This window comes from Glaciimonas sp. GNP009 (assembly GCF_054343755.1).
The window spans coordinates 5183267-5197860 of the sequence record NZ_JBTGUV010000004.1 but is presented as its reverse complement, the minus strand read 5'-3'; the positions used below and the strand labels follow the sequence as shown (position 1 = coordinate 5197860).

The following is a 14594-nucleotide window of genomic DNA, read 5'->3' as shown; positions in this document are numbered from 1 at the left end:
GCAAACTACTAGCGTGTGCTGAAAGAGGAGACTAAAGATGTCAATGCAATCACTTGATATCCGGCGCTTGTCGGCGACGACGGTACAGCCGCCGTCGGTGCGGGAACCCGTCACAGGAACTGTCGCAAAGCTGATCGATGTCTCTAAATGCATCGGTTGCAAAGCATGTCAGACCGCATGTATGGAATGGAATGATCTGCGCGATGAAATTGGCGATACGAGCGGTACTTACGATAATCCGCGTGATCTGACCGATAAATCGTGGACCGTGATGCGGTTTTCGGAATATGAAAATCAGGATGCAAATCTTGAGTGGCTAATTCGTAAAGATGGCTGTATGCACTGCGAGGATCCGGGCTGTCTGAAAGCTTGCCCGGCACCTGGCGCCATCGTGCAATACACCAACGGTATCGTCGATTTTCATCAGGAAAATTGTATCGGTTGCGGCTACTGTATTGCGGGATGTCCGTTTGATGTGCCGCGCATTTCGAAGCAGGACCATCGTGCTTATAAATGCACTTTATGTTCTGACCGTGTTGCGGTCGGTCAAGAGCCTGCATGCGTCAAAACCTGTCCGACTGGTGCCATTGTGTTCGGTACAAAAGAAGACATGAAGCAGCATGCGGAAGAGCGCATTGAAGATCTGAAGTCGCGTGGTTTCGACAAGGCCGGTTTGTACGATCCTGCTGGCGTCGGTGGTACGCATGTGATGTATGTATTGCATCATGCGGATCAACCGTCTCTTTATCATGGTCTGCCCAACAATCCGCGCATTAGTCCGATGGTGTCGTTATGGAAGGGTATCGCCAAACCGTTGGCTGTTGCCGGTCTCGCACTGGCTGCGTTGTCAGGTTTCTTCCACTACACGCGCGTCGGCCCTGCCGAAGTGACTGAGGAAGAAGAGCGCGAGGCCCAGGAAGCCGCTCGTAAAATACAGGAAGAGCAGCAGCAAGGAGAGCCAAGATGAATCCCGAGTTGAACGAGTTGAAAGAGCACAAGACGCCCACGCCTCTGATCCTTCGTTACACACCCAACGAACGCAGTAATCACTGGATCACAGCGATTACGTTCGTTTTGCTGGCTCTTTCCGGATTGGCCCTGTTTCATCCAGCCATGTTTTGGCTGACTGAACTGTTCGGAGGCGGGCAGTGGACGCGGATTCTGCATCCCTTTGTTGGCGTTGTCATGTTTGTATCATTCGCCTTCCTTGTATTGCGCTTTTGGCATCACAACTTCTTTGAAGAGGGTGATGTGCAGTGGTTGAAGCAAATTGACGATGTCCTCGCCAATCGCGAGGACAAGCTGCCCGAAATCGGTCGCTATAACGCTGGGCAGAAGTTGTTATTCTTCACACTGGTGGTGTGCATGCTAGGCTTGCTGGCATCCGGAATCGTGATTTGGCGCGCGTATTTTGCATTTTACTTTCCGATCCCAGTCATTCGTGCAGCAGCGTTATTGCACGCTGTTTGTGCGTTTGTTCTGATCATTGGTATCATCATTCACATCTATGCAGGTTTCTGGATCAAGGGTTCGATGGGTGCAATGGTGCGTGGTACGGTCACCTACGGCTGGGCAAAAAAACATCACCCGCGTTGGTTTAAGGAAAGCGTCAAAAAGCAACCATGATGTGAGGTGTTATGGTGATTGATATCGACTTACGTTGATTTTTCAATTTGAACTGTTAATGTGTCCTCAGTATGTGCAAATGGACATTGCGCTCAACTACGCCGACGTGGCGTCAGTTGGGTGCGTCTGCCGCCGATAAGCTTGCATGAGATCAAAGGGTGATGTTGAGTGGTATGCTGACATCAATCCCGCCTGCGCGGTAATATCGTGATCAGGTTCTACAGTATTATTTACAGGGAGTTTCAGTGCAGCGAATTCTTGAACGCGGGGAAATTGAATCCCTCGATCACATTACGATCCCACGCTTATGCTTGCCGTCCGCGGAAGGCGTGTTTAAAGCGCGCGCGGCACGTTTGCGCAAGTTGGCAGCGAATGAAATAACAGGCACGCCGGTTAGTGCAGAGTTAAGTGGCTATTTACTGTTGATGGCAGAGTTGGTCGAAGCGCAGAACGCGGTATTTGTATCGCTGACCGATGCGGATGCAGCATTGCCTGATCGGGAGGTACTCGATATCGGGCTTCAGCACGCGATGCCACCATTGCCAGCGTCTGGTCCAAGACCTGTTGTATGGCAGTTGATTTTCCAGCGATTGCTGGCCTTTTTGGCGCCAGTCGTATCGACGCGGCCTCAATTGGGTCCTGTATTGGCAGCTTTGCAGGCGCTTGATCAGACATCACTGGATACATTGGCGGATGCTGTCTTAGCCCAACGTACGGAAGATGTCGATCCAGCCCAAGCACCATTTATTGCTGCCGCGTTACAAGTGTTGTGGAGCCATAGTGCCAGCAAGTTATCGCTGAAGGACGTGCCGACGTTGGAAACGGCTGCGTTATGTCCTGTTTGCGGTTCGCATCCAGTAGCCAGCGTGGTGCGTATCGGCGGTCAATCGCAGGGTTACCGTTATCTGCATTGTGAGCTTTGTGCGAGTGAATGGCACATGGTGCGTGTGAAGTGTTCCCATTGCGAAAAAAATGCTCACATCGCCTATCAAGGCCTGGACGCACTTGGCGATGCGGACATTGATACTTCAAACACTGCTACCGGGTCGAAGAATATCTCAACGTCGATCAAGGCTAATAAGGCGAACAATCCTCAAAAGGTTATTCGGGCCGAGACCTGCGACGATTGTCACACCTATCGCAAAATCGTCAATCAGGAGCACGACTACGAAGTTGAGCCTTTGGCAGACGATCTGGCCAGTTTGACGCTGGATGTGTTGGTCACCGAAGCCGGCTATACGCGGGCAAGCATGAATCCGTTACTGTGGTTTAGCGGCCCCGCATGACAGACCTGCGATCGGCGGCGGGATTACTAGCAACTTCAGCGGCCACATCGGTTGCCGGTGGCGAGGTCGTTTTTGCAGCTCGCTTGCCTTCCGTCGAAAGTGTTCTTGCGGATGCATCCAGTGTTCCGTTGATCGAAAAATATGGTCGCACGCAAACTCTGGCGGCGCTGCGCGCGTTGCTTGCCGAGTTGCGGGCGGAAATCGTGCGCGGCGTGGCGAGCGTTGCTGCGGATGCTAGTACCGCGGTTAATCGGCCAAAGCTGCAAGATAGAGAAAACCCATTCGCTGGCCTCACCTCGGTACTTGCTGAGCGTTTGGCGACGGCTGCGATTCCGTCAATGAAACAGCTATTCAATCTTACTGGCACGGTATTGCATACCAATATGGGCCGAGCATTGTTACCAGATGTGGCGATTGATGCGGTGGTTGCAGCATTAAGTTCTCCGATGAATCTGGAGTTTGATCTGGCGACCGGAAAGCGCGGCGACCGCGATGATTTGGTCGAAGACTTGCTCTGTGAGTTAACCGGGGCTGAAGCGGCTACGGTTGTTAATAACAATGCCGCCGCCGTTTTGCTGATGTTGAGTGCGCTGGCTCCTCGCCGCGAGGTCATTGTTTCGCGCGGGGAATTGGTCGAAATTGGTGGTTCGTTCCGTATTCCGGACATCATGATGCGTGCGGGCGCAAAACTGCACGAAGTCGGAACCACTAATCGCACCCATGTATCTGACTATTCGGATGCGATTGGCCCGCGTAGCGCGTTACTGATGAAGGTCCATTGCAGCAACTATGCAATTCAGGGATTTACTAAAAGTGTCGAAGTAGCGCAACTCGCCGAACTGACCAAAACGCATGGTGTACCGACCGTGGTCGACTTGGGAAGCGGTACGCTAGTTGATCTTTCTCAATATGGATTGCCGCACGAGACAACGGTACGCGAGACCATTGAAGCCGGTGCCGATCTGGTGACCTTTAGTGGCGACAAATTGCTTGGTGGTCCACAGGCTGGCTTGATTGTGGGGCGCGCCGACCTCATCAAAAAAATCAAACGTCATCCTCTCAAGCGTGCGCTACGGGTTGGAAAACTGACATTAGCTGCGCTGGAGCCCGTGCTTGCTCTATATCGTAACCCTGAGCTTCTGCCTGAGCGACTGACAACCTTGCGTTTGTTGACGCGTCAGCAGTCAGCGATGCGGTTACAAGCTGAAAATCTCATGCCGATAGTTCAGCAGGCATTGGGACCGACAGTTGTCGTGACCTCCGAACCATTATTTAGCCAGATCGGAAGCGGTGCGTTACCGGTTGATTTGCTGCCAAGTTATGGCCTCTCGCTACGTATTAATGCGCCGCAGCGGCGTGGCCGCGGGCTAGGAAAAATTGAAAAGATGCTGCGTAACTTGCCGCGTCCAGTGATTGGGCGCATCGCCAATGATACGTTGTGGTTGGACCTGCGTTGTCTTGAAACTGCGGACGAAGCACAGTTCATTGCGCAACTATCCACGCTAGTACTAGCATCATGATTGTTGGTACCGCAGGACATATCGATCACGGTAAGACGACCTTGACGCGTGCTTTGACGGGTGTGGATACTGACCGCCTGAAAGAGGAAAAAGAACGCGGGATCTCGATTGAGCTTGGGTATGCTTATTTGCCTTTGCCCAATGGTGAGGTTCTGGGCCTGATTGATGTTCCTGGTCATGAAAAATTGATTCACACCATGGCCGCAGGCGCTAGTGGAATTGATTTTGCTTTGTTGGTGATCGCCGCCGACGATGGCATCATGCCGCAAACACGTGAACATCTGGCGATATTGGCCATGCTGGGCGTTAAGCGGGGTGCGGTAGCGCTGACCAAAATTGATCGTGTCGATAGCGATCGCATGGCTGCTGTCGAGCAGGATATCAACGTGCTTCTTGCATCAACGCCATTTTCTGGTGCGCAGATTTTTCGCACTCAGGCACATATTGCTGGCGATCCAGGCGTAGCGGCGCTACTTGCCTACTTGACGCTCAGTGCAAATAATGTGAACGGTACAGCTGTTAACCTTGCAACTAACCAAACTAACGCAAATATTTCGCAAATTGCCGATGCCACGCTCGCGACTTCCTCCATGCCGGACGAGCGCTTGTTCCGATTAGCGATAGATCGTGTCTTTACGTTGGCTGGACACGGAACAATCATCGCTGGAACCGCCTTGGCTGGACACGTGGCTGTTGACGATACTTTGATACTGGCGCCGAGCGGCGAACGTGTGCGGGTGCGCAGTATTCACGCGCAAAATCGTCCATCAGCAAGCGGTCATGCCGGTCAGCGATTAGCGTTGAATCTAGTGGGTGTTCCACGTGAGCAGATCAGTCGTGGCGACTGGATTTTGTCACCAGCACTGGCTGAGTGTTCCGAGCGTATTGATGGTGCGCTGCGCTTATTGTCCGATGCCGGACTTTCTCTTAAGTCCTGGTCTCCCGTGCATGTCCACCTCGGTGCCGCACATCGCACCGCGCACGTGGTGCTGCTTGATGGCGATGTGATAGTGCCGGGGCAGGAGAGTAGGGTGCAGCTTGTGTTTGATGCGCCTCTCCACGCGGTGCCGGGCGATCGCTTTGTGATCCGTAACGCACAAGCATCCCGCACCATTGGCGGCGGTCGTGTACTTGATCCATTCGGACCTGCGACCAAGCGGCGCAGTGCTGCACGTCATGCATGGCGCGATGCACTTGCTGCTTTTGTGGACTCTGGCGATAGCGCCGCGCTTCTTGACTGCAATCCGCTTGGTCTTTATCGTTCTGGGCTGGTGCGGTTATCACAGTTGCCACCCGAGCGGCTAGTTCTTCCCATCGATACGCGATCGATTTCGATCAGGGATGGTGATGCAGTACTTATTTCACGGGCTGCCTGGGATGCACTTGCTGCGCGCACGATCGAAGGATTGCGGACTTTTCACGCGAGTACACCCGATGATATTGGTCCGCAAATTGGCCGTTTAAGACGTATCGTTGAACCAGATATGGATGAGTCGCTTTGGCGTGCGCTGGTGGCATCGTTATGTGCGACCGGAATGTTGGTACAACAAGGTCCATGGTTGCATTTGCCTGAGCATACCGTGGAACTGCGCGCAGATGAGCTAGCGTTAGCGATTCAGTTGCTAGCCTCACTTGAGGCCGCAGGATTTAGTCCGCCTTGGGTGCGCGATCTGGCGCGTGAGCATGGCGCTGGCGAAGCGGAGGTCCGCGATCTTTTATGTAAGCTAGCAAAGCGGGCTGAAGTAAGTCAAATTGTGAAGGATCTGTTTTATCATCCCTCAAAGATTGATGACCTGGCGAGGATAGTCGCAGTGCTTGCAAACGATATCGATGAAGCAGGCTGCGTCGCTTCAACCGGTGCAAAAGCACGGCTAGTCAGCGCTGCCGCGTTTCGGGATGCGACCGGTATCGGGCGAAAACGGGCCATTCAATTATTGGAATTTTTTGATCGGGTCGGCTATACTCGGCGCTTGAAAGACACGCACATCCTGCGGCCAAACGCTTTGTGGGGAAGCGACGTTATGTTGTAACGGTTTTTGGATTCTTCAGGTGGTATTTTTGAATAGTATCTTTGAATAGTATTAAAGAGTATTGGTATCCAGCGATACCTGTTAAGTAGTGCTTAATGAGCTGTACCTATTGAGCAATACGGAACAAGCGGCAATGGGAAATAATCCATTCCGCAGCGTACAGTTTTCTTGGAAGGCAACCGCATCCGGTGGTGCGGCCGGGCTTCAAACCCGGTAGGGGGCGTCAGCCGTTCCCTCGTAAGTTCGACTCTTGCTGCCTTCCGCCCTATGGCCTGCTCTCAGATGGATACGAGGCTGACTAAGTCTGATTGGGCCTCATTAATGTTCAGTAATGCCCAGGACGGTTGGTGTAACTCATTCATTTTTCAGATCATTCGCGTTTAGGGACGTACGAAGATTGCGGACGACTTTCAGCAGATTTTTCACGAATTTTCGCAAACCAATTACCGTTGGGACACAAGGATTGCGATGACTGTCATGGCATATTTGTTCCGATAGTTGGGCTAGGCCATCTTCTTGTATTGCCAATAGTGCGCCTTTGAGCCGATGCAAAGCCCCATCGAGGGCTCCAAACTCCCTATTCTGGAAGGCAAGTAGTAGTGAACGTAAATCTTGTCGGTACGTGTCCAAAAAAATCTTAGCAATGTCATCATCGACTATAGATGAACCAAGGTTGTCGTTGAAGGTGGCTGCCAAAGTCTCGGCTTGATTAATAGATGCCTCGAAAGCAGAAGTGCCTCTTTTCGTCCCAGTAGATTGTGGGGCGTATGAACTATTAATAAAAAAATAGCGTGCCAGAGCATTTTTTAAATCAACCAAAGAAATCGGCTTGGTCAGATAAGCGTCAATTTGAGGCCGAATAACCACTGTCTGATCATTTTCACCACTTGCGCTGGTGACAATAATTGGCGTATCCAATCCATGCTGCCGTAAAGATGAAATGAGTTCGTACCCGCTCATGTGCGGTAAGTTCATATCGGTCAATATCAAGTCATACGGATAGTCGCTCGGCGCTGAGGTTGCCAGCGCTAATGCCAGTTTCCCATTATCGACAAAATCGACATTACTCTGTCCCAATGAGTATAGTTGCCTCTCCAGCAATTTTTTACTGACAGGATCATCTTCTACCACGAGTACCCGTAACACAGTCGATGGGATCGGCTCCTGAGGCTGTGCATGGATTTGGGACAGCGAGATCGACGGCATATAGCGAATCGCGGTAATGGGTATAGCATTACCTATGCGCCAATGTTTAAGGGCGCTGAGATCGATTGGTTGTGAGATAGCATTAACGGCCGCATGGCCCAGCACTAGCGTCACCAGAACAATGGTCCCCGCACCGTATTCGCTCTGAATGGTGATTTTTCCCTGCATCGCATCGATTAACTGCTTACACAATGATAAACCCAGACCGGTGCCACCGAACTCGCGTGCGATACTAGAGTTCGCCTGGCTGAAGGGTGTAAATAGCCGTTTTTGATCCTCAGTCGCAATGCCGATGCCAGAATCTCGAATACCGATCTGCAACGTATATCCATCCGGATGCGATGAGCCGGAAATGTCGAGAATAATGTTACCAACATGTGTGAATTTCACTGCATTTGATAGTAAATTATTTAAAATTTGCGCGATTCGCCCAGCATCACCGACCAGATTCTCCGGAACCGTAGATGTGATTCGACATTGAAAGTCAACAGATTTGGATTCGAGGGCAGGTGTCCACAAGTGCGTACATGACGCCACTGCGTCACGTAGATTGAAAGGCGCAATTTCCAGAGATAATTTGCCAGCCTCAATTCTTGAGATATCCAATATGTCATTAATGATGCGCAGGAGCGATTCAAACGAACCACGGATCGTTTGCACGAGTTCTCTTTCTGATGATGCTAAAGGCGCCATTTCCAGCAACTCCAAATGGCCAGTGGCGCCATGCAAAGGCGTCCTTATCTCATGGCTTATTAATGCCAAAAACATGGATTTGGCCTTATTTGCTTGGTCGGCTTCTATCTTTGCACGCTGCAGAGCACGTTCCGCACATTTCTGGGAGGTGATGTCGCTAAGACAGCATAACAGCACGTCATTGCGCAAGTAACGTGTGCGGGTAAAAGCCGCCAGCGCAAAGGTGCATGTTCCGTCCGCTGCGGACAACTCTAATACATCATGGGCAAGTGTCTGATCGCCTGCACCTGACTGACCTTGATTTTTATAGCATGCCATCAGGCGTTGATGGAACGACGTTATCTCATCGAAGGCGTGACTTTGACTGGCGATATGTCGTGCTTGTTCATTGGCCAGTATGAGTTCTCCTGTCGGATAATTTAGTACAAAAAATCCCAATGGCGCCACGCCCATCATAGCGCGGTTAAACGCTTCGCTGTCATGCACTCGTAGCGCTTCTCGAATGACGGGAATGAATGCCAGGCGATTGAAGAAAAAGACGGCAGTCCATAAAATGATACTGAGCATTAAGGCGACGCCGAGCGCAAAATAAATTTTGTGGTGAAGTACGTCCCACAACATACGCCAGTTGAATGTGTATACCATAGTCCAGCCAGTGTCTCTGATAGGGTGGCTTAAGGTGACAAGCGTGGCGCGTCCGTCGAAAAAAGCTTTCAAAGTATCGCTATATTTTTTAATTCTGGATGATGATGTCTTTTGTTGATAGGGCGACTGTTTGCCAGCATCATCGCTGACCGCCCCTGAAAGTACGATTCCGTTTGACGCAATTACGCCAAAACCTGCTGGTAGCGGTTGCAATAGGAAGTGTTGGTCGAACAGATCAACCGGCGTGCTAATGACCAGCACTGAAAAAGCGCTATCGCCATGAAAGGTCACGGCCGCCCGGCTGATGATCAGTTTTCCGCTTAAAGGGTCTTTATAGGGCGCGATCCAGATGGTCTTACCTGCGCGTAGTTTTGCGGCTGGTATTGTCTGCAGTGCGGCCTCAACAGGTGCGACGGCCTTAACAATTGCGGCGCGAATCTCCATTGGATTTCGATGTGAAGATTGAAGCGATTTAGCCGACATCTCCGTCTGCGGTGCATGCAAGCCCAAAAAAGTTTTCTTTTTATCATAAAGCATGACGTACGAACCCTCAACCGCCGGTAAGGTATTCATGACGACATTAGGTGAGACATCGTAAAATTGTGTCAGAAGCGTTGCCAGTTTTGCAGACGGTTTGGCAACGTTCAACGCGGTTAGCACCAGCATTTCTGTTGATGCTTTGGCGGGGCCGTTGTTAACGGCATTAGCCGCAATTTCGGAAGTCACGGCAGGTTGCGTGCCCGATGTGATGTCCGACTTGCTGACCGCGGTGTCAACGGCGGCATCAATCGCTGCATTGATGGCTATGTTGCGCGCCGTATGTTGAATAAAACTAAATCGTTCGAGCGGAATTAAATTAGCTGTTGCTTTTCCCGCCACGTCCGATTGCCGTTGCTTATGCAAAAACTCTTGCCTTACAATAGCTTGGCGCATTTTTGCATTTGCTGTAATGACCCTGATTTCTACCTGACGCTGTTCGTCATCGAATAGAAGTCGTTGCGCGTGGACAAAATTTTCTGTGTACATTGCCACTGCGATTAACCCTGCCACTAGCGCGACAAAGGTAAACAGCGTGGCACCGCCGTAGAGTATCCATTGATAGTATTGACCTAAAAGTTGAACGGAGCTGGTTCCATTGGGTGAGCCTGGTTGTGAACAATGTGTCGAGAACGGTTTGTTCTCGTCATGTTTGATCATTGCGAGGTGATGGAGGACATCAGTTGTTCATTACTGAGCGTATGGAAAAACTCAATGTTACTTTTGGTGCCGAGCTTTTTCATCAACAACTGTTTATGTGCACTGACTGTTTTGACGCTGCGACTCGTCAACTCCGCGATCTCCGTAAGAGTCAACCCGCGTTGGAGTAGACGTATAGTTTCAATTTCTTTAGGTGTGTATGAGACACGTCCGACTGCTGGTGAGCGTTCGTTTCTTCCTAAAGATAAGAGATTTTTTAACATGTCCTGCGTGGTGGCAGAGTCAGTAAATTTATTGCCGGATCTGACTTCATGCACAGCGTTGATCACGTTACGCATGTCACTATTTTTACGGACGAATCCATATACGCCACATTCCAGCGTATTACGGGCTGTTCCCAGATCATCCCGAGCAGAAAGGATGATAATTTTAAGATCAGGGTATATCTGTCGGATCTTTTTAATCATTGGTAAGCCATCAGGGAACTCATCGCCATAGAAAGAATAATCGCATATCAGAATGTCACATGGATAAATCTCAAGCACTTTGAACGTGTCTGACACCGTTTGCGCGGTTGCTACAATACGGACGTTTTTGGTTGTTGCCAATATTTTTTCAACCCCATGTAACAAAATGGGATGATCGTCTGCGACTATGATGTCGCATGTCTCGTTGGTGTGGATATTTTCAAATTGCTGCTGGGTTTCAAACATAATATTTCCCTTATCTTTCTATTCCACACAAAAATGGCGGCGATCGCGTGAACATATTTTTGAGAGCCTTGAAATCCCGCGACACAGATAGAATTATCTCAATAATTGGTGGCAATTGAATTAAGAGACATCTCTTTTTGATGTGGAAATAACTGTAAACGTCTGAGAATATTCCGAGATAAAAAGATTATTCTTAGTGGGCGATGCTATGCTGCGATGGAATACCTCGACAGGCGCTTATGGCTTACTCTGCTTTATCAGACCGCATAACGACGATTTCGCGCAGATTTTTGCAAGCGCGAACCTATTTGATCATCGCTTTATTGTCGCTTTTGCTTGCCCTTTTTATCGGTTTTTTGCTTCTGTTTATGCTATGGGACCGGAGTGAATGGGCGCATGAAAATTATGCAGATCTGTTGCGGCAAATATCGCGACAGGAATATTTCATTGGTAAGTTTTCGGAGGTGGTGCCAGATTATATTTGTGGCATGACGTCGCCTTGTAAAAAGCCGGTTGACCCGACTGCACGCTTATCGGTTCCCGGTCAGACCTCTCCACTGGTTGAGGAATTTTGGATACTTCGCCGTCCTATCGGGGCGGGTCCATCAACTTTCCTTGAGCCACAGCACGAATTGCAACTGAGAGAATGGCAGGCGCTTGGATGGCGTCTCGCGGATTTTCATAAGGTCTTTTGGGGTTATCGGGTAAGTAGTGACCAATCAGTCTTAATGAATGCTGATGGCTCTCTTGCAATGTTCACCCGGTCAGGATTGAAGTCGCAGCCAGATACCCAAAAAATTGCGTTATTTTTGCTTCAGAAGCGCGAGGAGTTTGAGCGCATATTGCGCGATTATCCAGATTCGCACAATGCGGATGGTATTTATTGGACGAAATCGATGACCGACCCTTTTTCTGGGCGTACGGTATTTACCTGCTTCATGCCGTATCGAGATAGTCATGGCACTGTTCTTGGTTACGCTTCGACCGACGTTTCACCGGATACTGTATTAATCCGCACGAAGGTCACTGGGACTGCTTTCCAAAAAAGATCTGGACTCGTATTGATTTATGCCTACACAGGTCGATTGATGTTGATTGATGGCCGTAAACCGACTACCGAGGAAGTCGCATTTTATCGAAATCTGGATAGCGAGCAAGATTACAAAATTCACCGTAGCTCTTTACAGTTTCGGATGAAAGATGCCATGCTCCAAGTGAGCTACGCGGTACCAAATATCGAATGGCGTGTGGTGTATGCAGTCAGTTTGTGGACGATGCTGCGTGAAAAAATGATGCTGATCGTGGTCGGAATTTTATTGTTTTTATTGGCCGTTACCGGAGTTCTGCTTGGCACGCAGCGCATCAAACGTGCAGTAATAGGTCCTGCAGAAAGGCAGGCAAAACGACTGGCTGACAGTGAAAATTTTAATCGGACTATCATTGAAACATCGCCTGTGGGATTGGCAGTTTTAAGGGTGCGTGACGGCAGTGTCGTATTGCGTAACGGGCAGTTTGTTCCGCTTGAGCGGTGGCGGTTATTTGATGCGACTGATCAATTAATATCTGGCGATGTGTTGCCGATCTTAGCGTCTCTGGAGCAACTAGGAAAACAAGAGCAGCACAGCACGTTACTTTTAGAGGATGCACAGCACGGACATTTTTACCAAATCGGCATTGCTTCAGCAATGCACGAGGATGAGCCAGTATATATTTGTGTGCTGAGCGATATGACTGATCGCAAACGTACGGAGCAAACGCTGGCAGAAGCCAAGCTTGTTGCCGAATCGGTTAGCGCTTCGAAAAGCCTTTTTCTGGCAACAATCAGTCATGAAATCCGCACGCCTTTATATGGAATGCTGGCTTCAATCGAGCTAATGGCCAAAACTCGACTCGATGATGAACAACGCCAGTTGTCCCACACAATGGATGGTTCTGCCAGAACGCTCAAAGACGTATTAAATGACGCCTTAGATTTCACCAAGGGTGAAACGGAAGCCGATGAGCTAGATCGTCAAGAGTTCGACTTAGCGAAAGAGTTGGAGACAGTGGTGCAGGGATTTTGGTCGCGAGCATCGTTAAAGAATTTGCAACTGAATTGCTTCATTGATCCTGCACTCGAGGGCTTGTGGTGGGGTGATTCCCTTAAGTTGACACAAGTGCTTAATAACTTGATCAATAATGCGGTGAAATTTACGATGCACGGAAATGTCACGGTAATAGGGCAATTACTTACGACGGGACCGAATGGATCACGCATAGGCCTTTCTGTCCGTGATACCGGACCGGGTATTGACGAAGAAGATGCGGAACGTATTTTTCAACCATTTGGTCAGGCTAGCGGACCGGTGGCGAGACAGCAGTTTTCTGGTACGGGTTTGGGCCTTTTTATCTGTAAAAAATTCGTCGCTGCGATGGGCGGTACGATTGCTTTAGATTCTGAGCCTGGTCAAGGTGCGACTTTCGTTGTGACGATTACATTAAGCCAAGCTAAACGAATAGCGGTTGATGAGAGTTTGAGCGGTCTTACATTCGCAATTAATACCAGCCTGGAACACGGAACACATTTATCCTCGGTAATAACGTCGAAATCCGGTGTAATCCTTGAACTGCGTGATGATCCTGACAATAGAGAGCCGTATTCAGCGCGAATTGATGTGACTGTCGATACGGCAGGGCATGGCGTTGAAGGGCATAGCGAAACCGGTGAATTTGAAGAAGCGGCGCACCAGGGGGTTGTGTTTCTAGACTTATCTTTGCCCTATCAGCCCTTTTTGAAGGGTAATCAAGGTTATGCCAATCCTCTTTCAGGATCAGCCGTAATAAATGCTTTGTTGATGGTGGCTGGGCGCAAAGCCGCGGAAGAAGCAATCCAGCCAGCAATGATGGGAAGCCCTCGTAAAACTGATGCGCAGGTGTTGATTGTTGATGATCAGGCAATTAACAGACTTCTTTTGGAAAAACAATTAACTTTTTTTGGTTGCCGTATCAGCGCAGCCGAGAGTGGCCGGGAAGCATTACGACAGATTCAGGACGGTCAACATTTTGATCTGATTTTGACTGATCTGAATATGCCAGAAATGAACGGTTATGAGTTGGCACTGGCTTTGCGTGCGCATGAAGTGCTTTGCCCAATCATTGCCGTCACTGCAAGCCTGTTAGCGGGCGAACGCGAACGCGGGCAGGCCGCCGGGATGAACGGCTATATGATTAAACCGTTTGCGATGGATGATTTGGAAAAGCTGTTGGAGCGATTTATTGGCTTGGGCAAGGCACTGCCACATATCGTGTCTAACGCTATGGTGATCGACGAATCCGATCGTGATAAAGCGATCGCGGAAGCGTCTGTGGTCGCATCACAGATGTGGCAGCCGGAAATGTTAAAAGCTGCGGTCAATAGTATGACGGAGGATATGGCACTGTTGGCTGTCGCTATTGCCTTAGCTGACCTTGATCACCTTGGGGCAATCGCGCATCGGATTCACGGCGGTATGGCGGCCCTCGATATGCGACCTGCCATCTCGCTGTGCCGCGCGATCGAAGAAAGTGCAGAGTACGAGTGGCAAGAAGAGGCGTTCCGACTTGCACCTATCCTGTTGGAAATGCTTGAACAAATTCGAGAAGATATCAATCCGGATGAGGATTAAGTACTAAAGCCGTCCCATCATTCATTGACCTAAA

8 protein-coding genes and 1 tRNA gene are annotated in these 14594 nt (G+C 49.8%); 7 read left to right on the top strand and 2 right to left on the bottom strand.

The features are described from left to right. The first annotated feature begins 37 nt into the window (after positions 1-37). The 6 genes from fdxH (at position 38) to ACXX82_RS23835 (ending at position 6725) form a co-directional block, all read left to right on the top strand. Positions 38-967 carry a formate dehydrogenase subunit beta gene (gene fdxH / locus ACXX82_RS23860; protein WP_322239044.1) on the top strand — a complete coding sequence of 310 codons (930 nt, stop codon included), beginning with the start codon at positions 38-40 and terminating at the stop codon, positions 965-967. Then, positions 964-1626 carry a formate dehydrogenase subunit gamma gene (locus tag ACXX82_RS23855; RefSeq protein ID WP_458563846.1) on the top strand — a complete coding sequence of 221 codons (663 nt, stop codon included), beginning with the start codon at positions 964-966 and terminating at the stop codon, positions 1624-1626. The genes fdxH and ACXX82_RS23855 overlap by 4 nt, the downstream gene beginning before the upstream one ends. A gap of 245 nt (positions 1627-1871) precedes the next feature. Continuing rightward, the gene (fdhE, locus tag ACXX82_RS23850; RefSeq protein ID WP_322239040.1) at positions 1872-2912 is read left to right on the top strand and encodes a formate dehydrogenase accessory protein FdhE; all 1041 of its coding nucleotides are present in this window, start codon (positions 1872-1874) and stop codon (positions 2910-2912) included. Beyond that, on the top strand, positions 2909-4432 hold the full coding sequence (selA, locus tag ACXX82_RS23845; RefSeq protein ID WP_458563845.1) for an L-seryl-tRNA(Sec) selenium transferase: 1524 nt from the start codon (positions 2909-2911) through the stop codon (positions 4430-4432). The genes fdhE and selA overlap by 4 nt, the downstream gene beginning before the upstream one ends. Continuing rightward, a complete protein-coding gene (selB, locus tag ACXX82_RS23840) occupies positions 4429-6462 on the top strand; it encodes a selenocysteine-specific translation elongation factor (protein ID WP_322239036.1) in 2034 nt (677 codons plus the stop codon). The genes selA and selB overlap by 4 nt, the downstream gene beginning before the upstream one ends. Before the next feature lie 170 nt (positions 6463-6632). Further along, a tRNA-Sec gene (locus ACXX82_RS23835) sits at positions 6633-6725 on the top strand. Positions 6726-6816: 91 nt separating this feature from the next. On the opposite strand, the gene ACXX82_RS23830 is transcribed toward ACXX82_RS23835, so the two are convergent. After that, entirely contained in the window at positions 6817-10203 is a 3387-nt protein-coding gene (locus tag ACXX82_RS23830) for an ATP-binding protein (protein ID WP_458563844.1), read from the bottom strand. Continuing rightward, positions 10200-10916, bottom strand: a complete 717-nt coding sequence (locus ACXX82_RS23825) for a response regulator (RefSeq protein WP_322239032.1) — start codon at positions 10914-10916, stop codon at positions 10200-10202. Before ACXX82_RS23825 ends, ACXX82_RS23830 begins: the two co-directional genes overlap by 4 nt. A gap of 239 nt (positions 10917-11155) precedes the next feature. On the opposite strand from ACXX82_RS23825, the gene ACXX82_RS23820 reads away from it, so the two are divergent. Beyond that, complete coding sequence (locus tag ACXX82_RS23820; RefSeq protein ID WP_458563843.1) at positions 11156-14560, top strand: ATP-binding protein; 3405 nt, start codon at positions 11156-11158, stop codon at positions 14558-14560. The last annotated feature ends 34 nt before the right edge of the window (positions 14561-14594 follow it).

Coding starts and splice junctions, on each gene's coding strand:
- fdxH (WP_322239044.1), top strand. CDS start 38: ATGTCAATGCAATCACTTGATATCCGGCGCTTGTCGGCGACGACGGTA.
- ACXX82_RS23855 (WP_458563846.1), top strand. CDS start 964: ATGAATCCCGAGTTGAACGAGTTGAAAGAGCACAAGACGCCCACGCCT.
- selA (WP_458563845.1), top strand. CDS start 2,909: ATGACAGACCTGCGATCGGCGGCGGGATTACTAGCAACTTCAGCGGCC.
- selB (WP_322239036.1), top strand. CDS start 4,429: ATGATTGTTGGTACCGCAGGACATATCGATCACGGTAAGACGACCTTG.
- ACXX82_RS23830 (WP_458563844.1), bottom strand. CDS start 10,203: ATGATCAAACATGACGAGAACAAACCGTTCTCGACACATTGTTCACAA.
- ACXX82_RS23825 (WP_322239032.1), bottom strand. CDS start 10,916: ATGTTTGAAACCCAGCAGCAATTTGAAAATATCCACACCAACGAGACA.
- ACXX82_RS23820 (WP_458563843.1), top strand. CDS start 11,156: ATGGCTTACTCTGCTTTATCAGACCGCATAACGACGATTTCGCGCAGA.